Raw genomic sequence first — 16,362 nt, forward strand, 5'->3', positions numbered from 1 at the left:
CGTGAGGACATGACGTCGAGCACCAACAGCGAGGTGGCACCCAAGGGTCGCGGCCGCCGTCCCGGTGGGGCCGACACGCGGGCGGCGATCCTCGAGGCGGCCCGGAAGTCGTTCGCGGCCAAGGGGTACGACAAGGCGAGCATGCGCGGCATCGCCCGCGAGGCGGGGGTCGACCCGGCCCTGGTGCACCACTACTTCGAGGGTGGCAAGGCGGCCCTCTTCGTCGAGACTCTCGACGTGCCGGTCAATCCCGCCCGACTCATCGACCACCTGTTGGACGGCGATACCGACCGGCTCGGCTGGCGCATCGTGGACACCTTCCTGACCGTGTGGGAGCCGCCGGAGCGTCGGGACGCCCTCGTGGCGCTGGTGCGTTCGAGCATGACGAGCGAGGAGGCGGCGCGGATGCTGCGCGAGTTCCTCGGCCGCGAGGTGTTCGGCCGGGTGGCGGCCAGCACCGGCGTGCCGGACCCGCAGCTGCGCGGTGCGCTCGCGGCCTCGCAGGTCCTCGGCCTGGTCGTGGCCCGCTACGTCGTCCGGCTACCCGCCCTGGTCGACGCGACCCGTGAGGAGCTCGTCGAGCGCCTCGGCCCCGTCCTGCAGCACCATCTCGTGGACAGGCACACCACACCGGAGTAGATTTCATCGCATGGTGAATATCAGCGAACCGGCGGTCGCCGTCCGCGGCCTGCGGGTCGTCCGCGGCCGGCGCCGGGTGATCCCCGGTCTCGACCTCGAGATCCCCGCCGGCCAGGTGGTCGGCCTGCTCGGGCCCTCCGGCTCGGGCAAGTCCACGCTGATGCGGTGCATCGTCGGGGTCCAGGTCATCGAGGCCGGGTCCGTGACCGTGCTCGGGCACCCGGCCGGCTCACCCGCGCTGCGCAACCGCGTCGGCTACGTGACCCAGACTCCCAGCGTCTACGCCGACCTCAGCGTGCGCGACAACATCACCTACTTCGGCCGTGCCCTCGGCCTCCGGGGCGCGCAGCTGCGCGAGGGGGTCGACCGCACGCTCGACGAGGTGGACCTGCAGTCCTGGGCCGGCCAGCTCGTCCAAGATCTCTCCGGGGGCCAGGAGTCGCGGGTCTCGCTGGCCGCAGCCCTCGTCGGTCGCCCCGACCTGCTCGTCCTGGACGAGCCCACGGTGGGCCTCGACCCGGTGCTGCGCCGCGACCTGTGGGACCTGTTCCGCCACCTCGCGGAGCGCGGCCACTCGCTCGTCGTGTCGAGCCACGTCATGGACGAGGCGACGAGGTGCGACCGGCTCGTCCTGCTCCGCGACGGGCACGTCCTCGCCGACGTGACGCCCGCCGAGCTGCTGCAGCGGACGGGGACCCCCGACGCCGACGCGGCCTTCCTCGCCCTCATCGACGCCGAGGCGGCCCGCTCCGGCGAGAGGAGCGCGTCATGAGTGCCGTCCTGGACCCCGGGCTCACCGTCGCCACCTCGGGACGAGTGCTGCGCCAGGTGCGCACCGACCGCCGCACCATCGCGCTCATCCTCGTCGTCCCCTGCGTGCTGCTCGGACTCCTGGCCTGGATCTACGACGGCACGCCCGTCTTCGACTCGATCGGCCCGGCGCTGCTCGGCGTCTTCCCCATGGTCGTCATGTTCATCGTCACGTCCGTGGCGACGCTGCGCGAGCGACAGTCGGGGACCCTGGAGCGGCTGCTGACGACGCCCATGGGCAAGGGCGACTTCATGCTCGGCTATGCCATCGCCTTCGGCGCGCTGTCGGCCGTGCAGGCTGTCGTCGCAACGGGATTCGCGGTCTGGGTCTGCGGCCTCGACGTCGCCGGGCCCCTGTGGATGCTCCTGGTCGTCGCGGTCTTCGACGCCGTCCTCGGCACCGCGCTCGGGCTGCTCGCCAGCGGCTTCGCCCGCACCGAGTTCCAGGCGGTGCAGTTCATGCCGGCCTTCATTCTCCCGCAGTTCCTGCTGTGCGGGCTCATCATGCCCCGCGACCAGCTGCCGACCTTCCTCGAGTGGGTCAGCAACCTGCTGCCCCTGTCGTATGCCGTCGACGCCATGAAGGAGATCGCCGCCAACGCCGACCCGGGCGGCGCCGTCCTCACGGACCTCGCCGTCGTCGCCGGCTTCATCGTCGGCTCGCTCGCCCTCGCCTCGCTCACGCTGAGCCGCCGCTCCGCCTGACGGACGGCCGGCGGCACCCGGCCCGGGCACCCGGCATACGGGCTCTGCGACGGCGTACCCCCCGTGCGGGGCACGCCACTAGGGTGAGGCGCATGCGCCTGGGCGTCATCGACATCGGGTCGAACACGGTCCACCTCCTCGTCGTCGACGCGCACCCTGGCGCGCAGCCGCTGCCGGCGTTCTCGCACAAGACCGAGCTGCGCCTGTCGGAGAGCCTCGAGCACGACGGGCAGATCGGTGCCGAGACGGCCGACCGGCTGGTCTCCTTCCTCCGCGAGTGCCTCGTCGTCGCCGAGGACCAGGGCGTCGGCGACCTCTTCGCCTTCGCCACCTCTGCACTGCGCGAGTCGCCCAACGGCGAGGCCGTCATCGCGCGGGTGCGCGACGAGACGGGCATCGACCTCGAGGCGCTGAGCGGCTCGGACGAGGCACGGATGACCTTCCTCGCCGTCCGTCGCTGGTTCGGCTGGTCGGCCGGGCGCCTGCTCGTCGTCGACATCGGCGGCGGGTCGCTCGAGCTGGCCAGCGGTCTCGACGAGGAGCCCGACGTGGCCATCAGCCTGCCCCTCGGCGCCGGCCGGATCACCCGCGAGCGGATCGTGGGCGACCCGCCGTCCGAGGCCTCCGCCCACGAGCTGCGCTCCCACGTGCGCACGACGCTCGCCGAGCACGTACGCCCGCTGCTGACGTCAGGGGCACCCGACCGCGCCGTCGGCACGTCCAAGACGATGCGCTCGCTCGCGCGCATCGCCGGCGCAGCGCCGAGCGCGGAGGGGCCGTTCGTGCGGCGCACCCTCACCCGCGACGACCTCCGCAAGATCGTCGCCACCGTCGGGCCGATGGAGACCGAGGCGCGCTCGCAGCTGCCCGGGGTCTCCGTGGGCCGGGCTCGCCAGCTGTATGCCGGGGCCCTCGTCGCCGAGGCCGCCCTGGACCTGCTCCAGGTCGAGCAGCTCGAGATCTGCCCGTGGGCGCTGCGCGAGGGCCTCATCCTCCGGCGCCTCGACCACCTCACGTCGTGAGGGGCATCTGCGCGCGGCTCGGCCCCCGGCCGGCGGGCCGCCGCGACCCGTGGCGCAAAATGGCCGCATGACGATCCGAGTCGGCCTCTCGACCGCCTCGCTCTACCCCGACAACGCCGCGACGACCTTCGCGACCGCCGACCGGCTCGGCTACGACGCCGTCGAGGTGATGGTGTGGACCGACCCGGTGACGCAGGAGGCCGGCGCCCTGCGGGCCCTGTCGGAGCTGCACGAGCTGCCGATCGCCTCCGTCCACGCGCCCACCCTGCTGCTCACCCAGCGCGTGTGGGGCACCGACCCGTGGGGCAAGGTCGACCGCTCCATCGACCTGGCCCGGGAGGTGGGCGCGGGCACGGTGGTGCTGCACCCGCCGTTCCGCTGGCAGCGGGAGTATGCCGCCGGCTTCGTCGAGGGCGTCGCCCGCCGCGAGCGTGAGTCGGGTGTCCGGCTGGCCGTCGAGAACATGTACCCGTGGCGCACCGCGCGGCGTGAGGTCATGGCCTACCTCCCGCACTGGGACCCGGTGGGCCAGCCGTACGACAACGTCACCCTCGACCTGTCGCACACGGCGACCGCCGGTGCCGACGCGCTCGCCATGGCGCAGGCGCTCGGGTCGCGGCTCGCCCACCTGCACCTGACCGACGGGCTCGGCTCGTTCCTCGACGAGCACCTGGTGCCGGGGCGCGGGACGCAGCCGTGTGCGGCCGTGCTCGAGCACCTGGCCGACTCCGGCTGGGACGGCCAGGTCGTCGTGGAGGTGTCGACGCGCAAGGTCGCGCGCGAGCAGCGCGAGGTCGACCTCGCCGAGGCGCTCGCCTTCGCCCGGCTGGGCCTCGTGCCCACGCGAGGCGCCAGCCGCATCTGAGGGCCTGAGCGGGCCGTCAGGCCTCGGCGGGGCGCCAGCCGCGAGGTCGGACCGACACCATGTCGACGCTCGCGTCGGAACCTGCGTCGATGGCCAGTCGGGCCGCCCGGACGACCGAGGCCACGTCCAGGTAGGCGGCGGCGTCGTACTCCGCGCCCTCGAAATCGACGAGCTCGCGCTGCATGTCGGTGTCGACGCGCCCGGGGTGCAGCGAGGTGACACGGACACCGCGCTCGCGCTCCTCCTGGCGCAGGGAGTCGCTGAAGGCGCGCAGCGCGAACTTCGACGCGCAGTAGGCGCCGGAGGCCGGCGTGGCCGTGAAGCCGGAGCCCGAGTTGACGGTGATGACGAGCCCGTGTGCGGCGCGAAGGGTCGGCAGCAGGGCTCGGGTGATCGCGGCCACCGCCACGACGTTGACGGTCATCGAGTCGGCCCAGTCCTGCAGCGGGGAGTCCGCGACGGTGCCGTTGCGCAGCACGCCGGCCGAGTGCACCAGCACGTCCACGCGCTCGAGGTCCGGCACGAGGGCGTCCAGGGCCGTCTCCAGCGATCCTCCGGGCGTGCAGTCGGCGAGGTCGGCGACGAGCCCCTGGGCCGACGGCATCGAGGCCACGACGTCGTCCACCGAGTCGCGGCTGCGGCCGCCGATGACGAGGTGGTGGGTCGGGGCCAGGTCCCGGGCGATGGCGAGGCCGATGCCCCGGGTGCCGCCCGTGATCACCGCGACCGGCCGGTCCGCGCGCAACGAGGGGGCAGGGGAGGAGGAGGTCATGCGGTCACCCTACGAGCCGGACGGCATACGTCCTCGGTCAGGCGAGACCGAGCGCCTGCGCCTCCTCCCACAGGTCGTCGCGGACCCGCGGGTGGGCGCACTCCTCGATGATGTCGCGGCACTGGTCCTTCTCGCTGCGACCCCACAGCGGCGCGACGCCGTGCTCGGTGACGATGGCGCTCTGCTGGAAGCTCGTGACGGGCTCGTCGAGCAGCGGCACGATCGTCGACACGTCCGCCTTCGGGTGCCACGAGCGCAGCGCGATGAACGACTGCCCGCCGGGGGAGTGCAGCGCCCCGACGATGAAATCGGTCTGGCCGCCGAAGCCGGAGTGGATCCGGGCGTTGATCCGCGAGGCGTTGGCCTGCCCGAACAGGTCGACCTCGAGCGCCGTGTTGACGGAGGTCATCTGCCGCTGCTGCGCGATCAGGCCGGGGTCGTTCGTCTTCTCGGTGCGCATCATCCGCACGCGTGGGTTGCCGTCCAGCCACCGGTAGAGCTCCTGCGAGCCGAAGCAGAACGACGTCACGAGCGGGTGGTCGGGGTCGAGGGCCCCGGCCTCGTCGAGGGCCAGGACCCCGTCGGAGAACATCTCGGTCCACATCCGGATGCCGCGCCTGGTGGTGAGCGCGGCGAGGGTCGCGTCGGGCACGGCGCCGATGCCGAGCTGCATGGTGGCGCCGTCGCGCACCATCGCGGCCACGCGCTCGCCGATGACCTGGCTCTCGGGGTCGGGACGGCTCTTCCCGTTCGAAGCCATCGACGAGTCCACCTCGACGACGAGGTCGACGTGCTCGAGCGGAACCTCCGCGTCACCGAAGGTGTAGGGCATCTGCGGGTTGACCACGGCCACGACGAGGCCGCCACGCGAGCGGCACGCCTCGAGCGCCGCAGGCAGCACGTTGACCTCGAGGCCCATGCTGACCTGCCCGTGGCGCGGCGGCGCGCAGTGCAGCAGCACGGCGTCCGGCGGCAGCGCGCGGCTGTAGAGCAGCGGGACGAGGGACAGGCGCGAGGGCACGTAGCGCAGCCGGGGATGACGGCGCATACCCGGGCCGACGAAGCACGTCTCGACGGTCACGCCCTCCCGGTCGGGCAGCCCCGCCGGCGCGTTGAGCGCGTGCAGCACGTAGGACGGCTGCGCGGCGTCGAGGGCGCGCACCGCCTCCCACGGGACGGCCATGTTGCCGCTGACGACGACTCGAGGGTTCTCGGGAAGCGTCTGCAGCCGTCGGGTGAGCTCGTCGATCGTCGCCGTTCGCACGGTCCCATCCTCGCGCAGCAGTCACCCCAAAGAGGGCGTATGCCCTCAGAGGTGACCTACGTCGCGGCGGGCGCCGGGCGTTGCCGTCGTGGGCCGCCCGGGGCTCAGCTCGCCTTCTTGGTCGACTTCTTGGCGGCCGTCTTGGTGGCGGCCTTCTTCGTCGTCGCCTTCTTCGCGGTGGTCTTCTTCGCGGTGGTCTTGGCGGCCGTCTTCTTGGCGGTCGACTTCGACGCCGACGCCGACCTCCTGGCGGTGCCGCCGGCGCCCTCGGTGCCGGTCGCAGTGCTCGCCGTCTCGGAGGCTGCGGACGCCGCGGAGCCGCCGGACCTGGCCGCCTTGGCCTTGTCGACGCTGCGCTGCAGGGCCGCGAGCAGGTCGACGACCTCGCTCTCCTCGCCCTTGGCCTCGGGCGTCTCGGTGATGTCGCCGCCCTCGATCTTCGTCTCGACGAGCTTGGCGACCGCCTCGGAGTAGTCGTCCTCGAACTCGTCGGGCTCGTAGTCGCCGGAGAGCGAGTCGACGAGCGAGGAGGCCATGGCGAGCTCCTTCTGCGTCGCGTGCGTCTCCTCCGAGAGGGACTCGAACTCCGGCTTGCGCACCTCGTCGGCCCACAGCAGGGTCTGCAGCACGATCACGCCCTCGCGCACGCGCAGCACCGCCAGCGTCATGCGGGTGCGCACCGAGACCGTGACCAGAGCCATCCGGTCGGCCTTCTCGAGTGCGTCGCGCAGGAGGACATAGGGCTTGAGTCCTGTTTTGTCGGGCTCGAGGTAGTAGCTCTTGTCGAATAGAAGCGGGTCGATCTGCTCGGAGGGGACGAATTTCTCGATCGAGATCTCTTTCGTCGTCCGCGTCGGAAGGCTCTTGAGCTCCTCGTCGCTGAGGATCACCATCTGCCCGTCGGCCGCCTCATATCCCTTGGCGATGTCGGAGTAGGGCACCTCCTCACCGTCGATGGAGCAGATCCGCTGGTACTTGATGCGGCCCCCGTCCTTCTCGTGAACCTGCCGGAACTGCACGTCGTGGTTCTCCGTCGCCGAAAAGAGTCGGACCGGCACATTGACGAGGCCGAACGACACGGCGCCTTTCCAGATGGCTCGCATGGGAACAAGAATGCACCCATGCGCCCCATGCTCGCGACGCCATCGTCGACCGTTCCGGTCGGCGACCTGTGGAGCCACGAGGTCAAATGGGACGGAATGCGTGTTCTCGCCGACGTCTCGGACGGCGAGCTGCGCCTCTTCTCCCGGACCGAGCGCGACGTCACCGTCGCCTTCCCGGAGCTGCGCGGCCTGGCGGAGGAGTATGCCGACATGCTCCTCGACGGTGAGATCGTCTCCCTGCGGGGCGGTGTGCCGTCGTTCGGAGCCATGGCGGAGCGCTTCCACGTGACCGACGTGCGCCGCGCCGCGATGCTGGCCGAGCAGGCGCCCGTCACGCTGATGACCTTCGACCTGCTGCGCCTCTACGGCGTCGAGCTGCTCTCCCGGACGTGGTCCGACCGGCGTGCGACGCTCGAGCGGCTGGAGCTGAGCAGTCCCCGTTGGCAGACGCCGCCGACCTTCACCGACGGTGTGACGCTGCACGCGGCGACGAAGGAGCAGGGGCTCGAGGGGATCGTCTCCAAGCGGGTCGACTCCGTCTACGTGCCGGGGCTGCGGTCGCCCTACTGGCTCAAGCTGCCCCACCGCGGCACCGTGTCGGTCGTCATCGGGGGCTGGCGCCCTGAGTCGACCGGCACCGTCAGGCGGCGCCTGGGCTCGGTGCTCGTCGGCGTGCCCGGGCCGGACGGCCTGCAGTTCCTCGGCAAGGTCGGCTCGGGTCTCGCCGGCAAGACGGGGCAGGCGCTCCTGCGTGACCTCGAGACGCTGACGTCGGCCGAGTCGCCCTTCGCCACAGAGCTGCCCGCCGAGGACTCCGTCGGCGCGACGTGGGTGCAGCCGGTCCTGGTGGCAGACGTGGAGTCGCTGGGACTGAGCAGCCAGGGGAGACTGCGCCAGCCGGCATACAAGGGCCTGCGCGCCGACCTGGCACCCGACGACCTCGACGTCGTCGACGGCCACGAGGACGGTGGCTGATGGCGTTCGAGGCCCCGAAGGTCACGGTCGAGGTCGACGGCCGGCGCCTGCGCCTGTCGAGCCTCGAGAAGGTGATGTACCCGCGCACCGGCACGACCAAGGCACAGGTCATCGACTACTACGCGCGCGTCGCGCCGGTGATCCTGCCGCACCTGCGCGACCGTGCGGTCACGCGGATCCGCTTCCCGCACGGGGTCGCCGACATGCAGTTCTTCGAGAAGAACCTGCCCGCCGGAACGCCCGCGTGGATCCGGCGCGCCGGCCGTGACCCGGTCTTCCCGCTCATCGACGACCTGGCCGGCCTGACCTACTTCGCCAACCTCAACTCGCTCGAGCTGCACGTGCCGCAGTGGCGGTTCGAGGGGGAGGGGCGCGACGCGGAGCCGCAGCACCCGGACCGCCTGGTCATCGACCTCGACCCGGGCCCCGGCACCGGGCTGCACGAGTGCGCGCGCGTCGCGCTCATCGTGCGCGAGCGGCTTCGTGGCATCGGGCTCGACACGCTGCCGGTGACCAGCGGCAGCAAGGGACTCCAGCTGTATGCCGTCCTGCCCGGCCTGCACACGAGCGACCAGATCCGCGACACCGTCCAGCAGCTCGCGCAGGAGCTGACCAAGGCGCACCCCGACCTCGTGGTGTGGAAGATGGCCAAGGAGCTCCGGCCAGGCAAGATCTTCCTCGACTGGAGCCAGAACGTCGCCGCGAAGACGACCGTCTGCCCCTACTCGCTGCGCGGGCGCGAGCGGCCGACCGTGGCGGCGCCGCGCTCCTGGGACGAGATCGAGTCCGGGGCGCGGGGTGGCGAGCTCGTGCAGCTGACCACGGACGAGGTGCTGGACCGGGTGGAGCGCGACGGCGACCTGGCGGAGGCCATCACCGCCTGAGCCGCCTCGCGGCGTGAGCGGCGGACGGCATACGTGATCGGTGGTGAGGCATGCGAAAGGGCCCGGCTCGTGGAGTGCCGGGCCCTTTCCGCCGGTTACGAGGTCGTTGACCGGTCAGTGCGCCTTGTCGTAGGCGTCCTGGATCTCGGCAGAGATGCGGCCGCGGTCGGAGACGTTGTGCCCGTTGGCACGAGCCCATTCCCGGACGGCGCCGAGGTCGGAACGCTTTGCACTTCCACCGGTCTGGCGACGGCGTGAAGCCGCCTTTGCGGTGCCTGCACGACGAGCGTGACCGGTCCACGTCGCGAGGTCGTCGCGAAGCTTGCGGGCGTTGTCGTCGGACAGGTCGATTTCGTATGTGACGCCGTCGACAGCGAAGGTCACCGTCTCATCGGCATTACCGCCGTCGAGGTCATCGATCAGAACCACTTCGACACGCTGGGCCATGTTTCTCCATCTGACGTCTGTTGTTTGGGAGGGGTCGGCCGTGAATGCAGGATCCACGAGCAGGGATCAATTTACCGCTCTCGGTCGCGAATTGCATTTCCATCGAAAACAATGGCGTTGCGAATTGAAAACGAAGTCCCTCGGATGCAGACCTAATGGGAACAAATGACGTCTTGCGCTCTCGAGGCGGCGACGTCGGACGGCGGCTCAGCGATCGCTCGCCGGCCTGGCCCCGGAATCCTCGGTAGCGGCGCCGGAACCCGCTGCAGGGCTCACGGCGTCGCCTCCCGCACGACGCTGCTCGGCCTCCCACCTCGCCTGGGCGAGGCGCTCGCGACGGTCTCCCTCGAGGATGCTCTTGATGACGAAGTAGAAGAGCGTGGCGACCCCGACCGTCGGGACGAGCGCGAGCACGTAGGGCATGACCGAGTCCATGCGCCCATTTTCTCACGGCGAGCCGGACTGGCCGTCCCGGCCGCTGTCGGACCCCACCCCTACGGTCGTGCCATGCCTACGAGGACCACCGCACGCCGCACGCCCGGCTTCCGCTGCGCCGAGTGCGGGTGGACCACCGCCAAGTGGGTCGGCCGGTGCGGTGAGTGCCAGGCCTGGGGGACCGTCGCCGAGGTGGGCGGTGCGACGGCCGCGCGCACGACCGCGGCCACCGTCGTCTCCCCGGCCCAGCGCATCGCCGACGTCGACGTCACCCGGGCAGCGGCCCGGCCGACCGGCGTGCCGGAGTTCGACCGGGTGCTCGGTGGCGGCCTCGTTCCGGGAGGCGTCGTGCTCGTCGCGGGCGAGCCGGGCGTCGGCAAGTCGACGCTGCTGCTGGACGTCGCGGCACGGACGGCGCGCTCCGGGGCCGACGTCCTCTACATCAGCGGTGAGGAGTCCGCGGCCCAGGTGCGCACCCGGGCCGAGCGCATCGGCGCCATGGCCGACACCCTCTACCTCGCGGCCGAGACCGACCTCGCCACCGTCCTCGGGCAGGTCGAGGCCCGCTCGCCCGGCCTGCTCGTCGTCGACTCGGTGCAGACCATCGCCAGCGCCGACGTGGAGGGCCAGGCCGGCAACGTCTCGCAGGTCCGCGAGGTGGCCGGCAGTCTCATCGCGGCCGCCAAGGCGCGCGGTGTCGCGGTGCTCCTCGTCGGCCACGTCACCAAGGACGGCTCCATCGCGGGTCCGCGCGTCCTCGAGCACCTCGTCGACGTCGTCGTGCAGTTCGAGGGCGACCGCCACTCGCGGCTGCGGCTGGTGCGTGCCGTCAAGAACCGGTTCGGTCCCACCGACGAGGTCGGCTGCTTCGACCTGTCCGACGTCGGCATCACCGGACTGGCCGACCCCAGTGGGCTGTTCCTCTCCACCCGTGACCACGCGGTCCCGGGCACGTGCGTGACCGTCACCCTCGAGGGCCGCCGTCCCCTCGTGGCCGAGGTGCAGGCCCTCGTGGCGACCTCCACGCTTCCCTCGCCACGGCGCACCTCGAGCGGTCTCGACGCCTCGCGGCTGGCGATGATCATCGCCGTTCTCGACAAGCGGGCCGGCGCTCCCGTCGGCTCTCGCGACATCTTCGCGGCCACGGTCGGTGGCGTGCGCATCACCGAGCCCGCTGCCGACCTCGCCATCGTCTGTGCCGTCGCGTCCTCGGTCGTCGACAAGCCGCTCGCGACCGACGTCGTCGCGTTCGGGGAGGTCGGGCTCGCCGGCGAGGTGCGCCGCGTCACCGGTCTCGACCGCCGTCTGGCCGAGGCCGCACGGCTCGGTTTCCGGCACGCGTTGGTGCCGCCCGGCACGCTGGCGGACTGCTCCGTGCCCGACGGCATCCGCGCCGTCGAGGTGGCCGACGTGCCGCGCGCCATCCACGCGATGGGCCGCCTCGCCGGTGGGCAGACGCAGAGCGCGCCCGCGGTCGCCACCGTCTAGACTGCGACCGACCCGGGGTGGACCCCTCAGTGCCCCCATTGCGAACAGGGAAGTGATGGAGCGTAACGACGAGCTGCTGCTGCGGGCGGCCCTCGCCGCGGTAGCCCCGGGCACCGAGCTGCGTGACAGCCTCGAACGCATCCTTCGCGGACGCACCGGCGCGCTGATCGTGCTCGGCTTCGACCGCGTCGTCGACTCGATCTGCACCGGCGGCTTCGTGCTCGACGTCGAGTTCTCCGCCACCCGGGTCCGCGAGCTCTGCAAGATGGACGGCGCCGTCGTGCTCGACCGCGACGGCACGCGCATCCTGCGGGCCGCCACCCAGCTCGTCCCGGACTCGCGCATCGAGACCACCGAGTCGGGCACCCGGCACCGCACCGCCGAGCGGGTTGCCAAGCAGACCGGCTTCCCCGTCATCTCCGTCAGCCAGTCGATGGGCGTCGTCGCCCTCTACGTCGGCGACCTGCGGCACGTCATCGAGGGCTCGCCCACGACCCTCTCTCGCGCCGACCAGGCCCTGCAGACCCTCGAGCGCTACAAGGCCCGCCTCGACGAGGTCACCGGCACGCTGTCGGCGCTCGAGATCGAGGACCTCGTCACGATCCGCGACGTCACGGCGGTCCTGCAGCGCCTCGAGATGGTCGGCCGCATCTCCGCCGAGATCAAGGACTACGTCGTCGAGCTCGGCACCGACGGGCGCCTGCTCAGCCTCCAGCTCGAGGAGCTCGTCGGCGGCCTCGGCAACGACCGCGAGCTCGTCATCCGCGACTACCTCCCGTCGACCAAGTCCGGGCTGACCGTCGAGGAGGCCCTGGCCAACCTCGAGGCCCTCAACTCCGTCGAGCTGCTCGACCTCGCGGCCGGCGCCCGGGCGGTGGGCTTCTCGGTGGTCGGCGACAGCCTCGACGCCCCCGTGTCGCCCCAGGGCTACCGCCTGCTCACCAAGGTGCCACGGCTCCCCGCCGCGATCGTCGAGCGCCTCGTGCTCCACTTCGAGTCGCTCCAGCGACTGCTGGCCGCCGGTATCGAGGACCTCATGCTCGTCGACGGCGTCGGCGAGGGCCGCGCCCGCGCCGTGCGCGAGGGCCTCTCCCGGCTGGCCGAGTCCAGCATCCTCGAGCGCTACGTCTGACCCCGGCTTCGCCGCCCCTCCCCCCGTATGCCGTCCCGCAGTGCCCCCGAGCCGACCGAACGACCGCTGTCACAGCCGTCGTCACAGCCGTTGTCGGTGCCGTCGTCGGTGCCGCTGTCGGTGCTCCACGCGAGGGTCAACCAGTGGTACGCCGACGAGGGCCGCAAGCACCTGCCGTGGCGTGAAGCGGGCTGCAGCCCCTGGGGCGTCTTCCTCTCGGAGGTGATGTCCCAGCAGACCCCGCTGGCCCGCGTCGAGCCCATCTGGCGCGAGTGGATGGCGCGCTGGCCCACGCCCGGCGACCTGGCCGCTGCGGCGCCGGGCGAGGCGGTGCGCGCCTGGGGACGCCTCGGCTACCCGCGGCGGGCCCTGCGGCTGCACGAAGCGGCGACCGTGATGGTCGAGCGCCACGACGGACACGTCCCGTCCACCCCCGAGGAGCTGCTCGCTCTGCCCGGGGTCGGCGCCTACACGGCGGCAGCGGTCTCGTGCTTCGCCTTCGGCATCCCCGAGGTGGTCGTCGACACGAACGTCCGCCGGGTGCTGGCGCGCACGATCGAGGGCAAGGCCTTCCCGAACCTGACGCTGAACCGCGCCGAGACCCGGCTGGCGGCCGACTCGATGCCCGCCGACCTCGACGACGCGAACACCTGGAACGTCGCCGTCATGGAGCTCGGAGCACTGGTCTGCGTCGCCCGCGGCCCCCGGTGCGAGGAGTGCCCGGTCGCCGACCTGTGCGCCTGGAACCTGGCAGGCCGGCCCGCCTACGACGGGCCGCCGCGTCGCGGGCAGACCTGGCACGGGACCGACCGGCAGGTCCGCGGCGAGCTGCTGCACCGGCTGCGCGAGGCCCACGCCGCGGTGCCGCTCGCCCTCCTCGAGGACGTCGCCGACGACCGGACGCAGGTCATGCGCTGCCTGGACTCGCTGGTGGCCGACGGGCTCGTCGAGCCCTTGACCCGCAGCCGCTTCCGCCTCCCCGCCTGAGCCCGCGTCTGCTGGGCCTAGGGCGGTCAGAGGTTGCCGAGGACCGAGGCCACGTCGATCGCGATGACCACGCGCTCGGGGTTGAGGCGCGGCTGGCGGTAGCGGGCCGCATACCGCTGGACGGCGTCGGCGACGGACGCCTCGTCCTCGAGGACGCGCGCGACTCCCTGCAGCGAGAGCCAGTGGCGTCCGTCCACCTGGCAGATCACGGCAGGGCAGCCGGCGGCCGCGTTCCGAGCCTTGCGGCTCGTACGGCTGGTGATCACGCGCGCGACGGACTGCTCATGGTCCCAAGCGAATCCGACGGGCACGACGTGCGGTGAGCCGTCCCGACGAAGCGTCGTCAGGGTCGCCAGGTGGCGCTCGGTCATGAAGTCGAGGGCTGCGGGGGACAGGTCGTGCGGAAGGGTCGCCACCGGCCTCAGACTACGAGGCTGAGCAGCATGACCAGCACGAAGCCCATCACCGAGATGACCGTCTCCATCACCGACCACGACTTGATCGTCTCGCCGACCGTCAGGCCGAAGTACTCCTTGACCAGCCAGAAGCCGGCGTCGTTGACGTGGCTGAAGAAGAGCGAGCCGCAGCCGATCGCGAGGACGAGCAGGGCGAGGTGGCTCGTGGAGAGCGTCGCGGCGAGGGGGCCGACGATGCCGGCGGCGGTGATCGTCGCCACCGTTGCAGAGCCGGTGCCGAGACGGATCAGGACGGCGACGAGCCAGCCGAGCAGCAGCACCGAGATGTTGATGCCGGTGGCCCAGTCCTTGATGACATTGCCGACTCCGGCGTCCACCAGGGTCTGCTTGAAGCCGCCGCCTGCGGCCACGATGAGGATGATGCCGGCGATCGCGGGCAGGCTCGCGCCGAGGCTCTCGCTGGCCTGACCGCGCGTCATGCCGGAGGCGAGGCCGAGGCGGAAGTAGCAGAAGATGACCGCGATGAGCAGGGCGACGAGGGGCGTGCCGACGACGTCGCTGACCGTGCGTATGCCGCTCGTCTTGTCGCCCACGACGAGCTTGGCCACGGCGTCGATGAGCATGAGCACGACCGGTAGCGTGATCGCGACCATGGCCGAGCCGAACCCGACGCGGCGGCGACCCGGGGGCAGTGGCGCCTCGAGCTCGTCCAGCGCACCCGTGTCCATCCGCTCGGGTGCGCCGGCTCGGCCGGCATCCCCCGGCCGGGACGAGCCCGGCGAGCCGGCCGAGCCCGGCGAGCCGGCCGAGCCGGCGGCGGTCGTCGTCCCGCCGGCGCCGGCGCCGGCCCCGGCGAAGCTCGTCGTGGATCCGACCCCCACGGGCTCATGGGTCAGCCTCCGCCGGTCGAGCGGCTCGACGTACTTGGGCACCCACCTGTCGACGAACCTGGCCAGCACCGGACCGGCCACGATGACCGTCGGGATCGCGACGATGATCCCGTAGAGCAGCGTGCGCCCGAGGTCGGCGTTCAGCAGGCCGATGGCCGTCAGCGGACCCGGGTGCGGAGGCACCAGGCCGTGCAGCACCGACAGGCCGGCGAGCGCCGGGATCCCGACCTTCATGATCGACAGGTGAGTCTGCCGGGCGACGAGGATGACGACCGGCACGAGGAGCACGACGCCCACCTCGAAGAAGAGCGGGAGGCCGAGGATGGCGGCGATGGCCGCCATCATCCACGGCAGGCCGCCCGGTCCCACCCGGCCCACGAGCGTGGACACGATCCTGTTGGCGCCGCCCGAGTCCTCGAGCATCTTGCCGATCATGGCGCCGAGGGCGATGAGGATGCCCACGGCGCCGGCGGTCGAGCCGAACCCCGCGATGAAGCTGTCCACGATGTCGCCCGGCGGCATCGTGGCGACGGCGCCGAGCACCGCGGAGCCGAGCATGAGCGACAGGAACGGGTGCAGCTTGACCACGGTGATCAGCAGCACGACGGTCAGGATGCCGAGCAGGCACGCAGCGACCAGCTGTGCGTTGCCGGCATACGGCTGCTTCGCCGCCTCCGCGGCGGACGGCGCCAGCTGGTGGAGGGTCGGCAGCGACCCGAGGGAAGCAGGAGTCAGGTGAAGTGTCATGCGATGGGGTCCTTCCGGAGTCCGAGGGCGTGCAGGGAGCGGTCGAGCACCTCGGCGGCGGTGCCCTCGTTGGTGACGGAGACGCCGGGCTCGTCGGGCTCCAGCGGTTCGAGGGTGGCGAGCTGGCTGGGGAGCAGCGACGGCGGCATGTAGTGGCCCGGGCGATGCTCCATGCGGTCCTGGATGACCTCGCTCGGGGCCTCGACGTGCAGGAACCGCACGTGCGGGCGGCCGCGGCGCAGCAGGTCGCGATAGACACGCCGCAGGGCCGAGCACGTGACGACCGCCGACTCGCCCGCCTGCTCCTTGGTGCTGATCCAGTCGCCGATGGACTCGAGCCACGGCCAGCGGTCCTCGTCGGTCAGCGCCTGGCCGCGACGCATCTTGGCGACGTTGGCCTCGGAGTGGAAGGCGTCACCCTCGGCGAACTCCCAGCCGAGCAGCGCCGAGATGCCCTTGGCGACGGTGCTCTTCCCGCTGCCGCTGACCCCCATGACGATGACGACGTCAGGGCTCGGGGGCGGGGTGGAGAGGGTCTCGTCCACACGGTCCGGCATGTGGAACACGTACCCGTTGAACAGGGCCCTGGTCCTCGGTAACGTGCCCCCTTGTGCCTGCCCCCGTCCGCTCGTCTTGAGGACCTTCTGGTTGCTCGTGCGGGCAGGCTTCCGGAGGCACTCGACGAGGAGCCCGGCATCGAGGACGTCGTCCGCCGCATCTACGCCGCGTCGGGCCGCGCCTGACCCCTCCCGCTCCAACCGTCGAAGGGCCACAAACCGGC

General features: G+C 71.8%; 18 protein-coding genes. 10 read left to right on the forward strand and 8 right to left on the reverse strand.

The features are described 5' to 3' along the window. The first annotated feature begins 9 nt into the window (after positions 1-9). From ABD194_RS02200 to ABD194_RS02220, 5 genes are all read left to right on the forward strand, one after another. Entirely contained in the window at positions 10-639 is a 630-nt protein-coding gene (locus ABD194_RS02200; protein WP_343986809.1) for a TetR/AcrR family transcriptional regulator, read from the forward strand. Positions 640-649: 10 nt separating this feature from the next. Continuing rightward, positions 650-1,411, forward strand: coding sequence for an ABC transporter ATP-binding protein (locus ABD194_RS02205; protein ID WP_343986812.1), 762 nt, complete (start codon positions 650-652; stop codon positions 1,409-1,411). Next, complete coding sequence (locus tag ABD194_RS02210; protein ID WP_425579929.1) at positions 1,408-2,154, forward strand: ABC transporter permease; 747 nt, start codon at positions 1,408-1,410, stop codon at positions 2,152-2,154. The genes ABD194_RS02205 and ABD194_RS02210 overlap by 4 nt, the downstream gene beginning before the upstream one ends. 92 nt (positions 2,155-2,246) lie before the next feature. After that, entirely contained in the window at positions 2,247-3,176 is a 930-nt protein-coding gene (locus tag ABD194_RS02215) for a Ppx/GppA family phosphatase (RefSeq protein ID WP_343986815.1), read from the forward strand. Between the two features lie 67 nt (positions 3,177-3,243). Continuing rightward, entirely contained in the window at positions 3,244-4,041 is a 798-nt protein-coding gene (locus ABD194_RS02220; RefSeq protein ID WP_343986817.1) for a sugar phosphate isomerase/epimerase family protein, read from the forward strand. A gap of 16 nt (positions 4,042-4,057) precedes the next feature. Here ABD194_RS02220 and ABD194_RS02225 read toward each other — a convergent pair whose 3' ends face one another. From ABD194_RS02225 to ku, 3 genes are all read right to left on the reverse strand, one after another. Next, a complete protein-coding gene (locus ABD194_RS02225; protein ID WP_343986821.1) occupies positions 4,058-4,813 on the reverse strand; it encodes an SDR family oxidoreductase in 756 nt (251 codons plus the stop codon). A gap of 37 nt (positions 4,814-4,850) precedes the next feature. Continuing rightward, positions 4,851-6,077, reverse strand: a complete 1,227-nt coding sequence (locus tag ABD194_RS02230) for an acetyl-CoA hydrolase/transferase family protein (protein ID WP_343986824.1) — start codon at positions 6,075-6,077, stop codon at positions 4,851-4,853. A gap of 104 nt (positions 6,078-6,181) precedes the next feature. Next, on the reverse strand, positions 6,182-7,180 hold the full coding sequence (gene ku, locus ABD194_RS02235; protein WP_343986827.1) for a non-homologous end joining protein Ku: 999 nt from the start codon (positions 7,178-7,180) through the stop codon (positions 6,182-6,184). 18 nt (positions 7,181-7,198) lie between these two features. On the opposite strand from ku, the gene ligD (ABD194_RS02240) reads away from it, so the two are divergent. Both ligD (ABD194_RS02240) and ligD (ABD194_RS02245) read left to right on the forward strand, forming a co-directional pair. Beyond that, on the forward strand, positions 7,199-8,155 hold the full coding sequence (gene ligD, locus ABD194_RS02240; RefSeq protein ID WP_343986830.1) for a non-homologous end-joining DNA ligase: 957 nt from the start codon (positions 7,199-7,201) through the stop codon (positions 8,153-8,155). Then, entirely contained in the window at positions 8,155-9,039 is an 885-nt protein-coding gene (gene ligD / locus ABD194_RS02245) for a non-homologous end-joining DNA ligase (RefSeq protein WP_343986833.1), read from the forward strand. The genes ligD (ABD194_RS02240) and ligD (ABD194_RS02245) overlap by 1 nt, the downstream gene beginning before the upstream one ends. Before the next feature lie 114 nt (positions 9,040-9,153). On the opposite strand, the gene ABD194_RS02250 is transcribed toward ligD (ABD194_RS02245), so the two are convergent. Continuing rightward, positions 9,154-9,486 carry a histone-like nucleoid-structuring protein Lsr2 gene (locus tag ABD194_RS02250; protein ID WP_343986837.1) on the reverse strand — a complete coding sequence of 111 codons (333 nt, stop codon included), beginning with the start codon at positions 9,484-9,486 and terminating at the stop codon, positions 9,154-9,156. 207 nt (positions 9,487-9,693) lie between these two features. Then, a complete protein-coding gene (locus ABD194_RS02255; protein WP_343986840.1) occupies positions 9,694-9,921 on the reverse strand; it encodes a hypothetical protein in 228 nt (75 codons plus the stop codon). A 72-nt stretch (positions 9,922-9,993) separates the two neighbouring features. Between ABD194_RS02255 and radA the strand changes: the two genes are divergently transcribed. The 3 genes from radA to ABD194_RS02270 all read left to right on the forward strand — a co-directional run bounded on the left by radA (position 9,994) and on the right by ABD194_RS02270 (position 13,528). Beyond that, positions 9,994-11,409, forward strand: coding sequence for a DNA repair protein RadA (radA, locus tag ABD194_RS02260; RefSeq protein WP_343986843.1), 1,416 nt, complete (start codon positions 9,994-9,996; stop codon positions 11,407-11,409). Between the two features lie 55 nt (positions 11,410-11,464). Further along, on the forward strand, positions 11,465-12,541 hold the full coding sequence (disA, locus tag ABD194_RS02265; protein WP_343986846.1) for a DNA integrity scanning diadenylate cyclase DisA: 1,077 nt from the start codon (positions 11,465-11,467) through the stop codon (positions 12,539-12,541). A gap of 96 nt (positions 12,542-12,637) precedes the next feature. Then, a complete protein-coding gene (locus ABD194_RS02270; RefSeq protein WP_343986849.1) occupies positions 12,638-13,528 on the forward strand; it encodes an HhH-GPD family protein in 891 nt (296 codons plus the stop codon). Between the two features lie 26 nt (positions 13,529-13,554). Here ABD194_RS02270 and ABD194_RS02275 read toward each other — a convergent pair whose 3' ends face one another. Genes ABD194_RS02275 through ABD194_RS02285 form a run of 3 tightly spaced genes read right to left on the reverse strand, consistent with a single transcriptional unit; the run spans position 13,555 to position 16,138 of the window. Beyond that, positions 13,555-13,944 (reverse strand): pyridoxamine 5'-phosphate oxidase family protein, encoded by a 390-nt coding sequence (locus ABD194_RS02275; protein ID WP_343986852.1) that lies wholly within the window; start codon positions 13,942-13,944, stop codon positions 13,555-13,557. 5 nt (positions 13,945-13,949) lie between these two features. After that, a complete protein-coding gene (locus ABD194_RS02280; protein WP_343986855.1) occupies positions 13,950-15,581 on the reverse strand; it encodes a GntT/GntP/DsdX family permease in 1,632 nt (543 codons plus the stop codon). Then, the gene (locus ABD194_RS02285) at positions 15,578-16,138 is read right to left on the reverse strand and encodes a gluconokinase (protein WP_343986858.1); all 561 of its coding nucleotides are present in this window, start codon (positions 16,136-16,138) and stop codon (positions 15,578-15,580) included. The genes ABD194_RS02280 and ABD194_RS02285 overlap by 4 nt, the downstream gene beginning before the upstream one ends. Positions 16,139-16,362 lie beyond the last annotated feature (224 nt).

The organism is Terrabacter terrae (assembly GCF_039529575.1).
Lineage (GTDB): Bacteria > Actinomycetota > Actinomycetes > Actinomycetales > Dermatophilaceae > Terrabacter > Terrabacter terrae.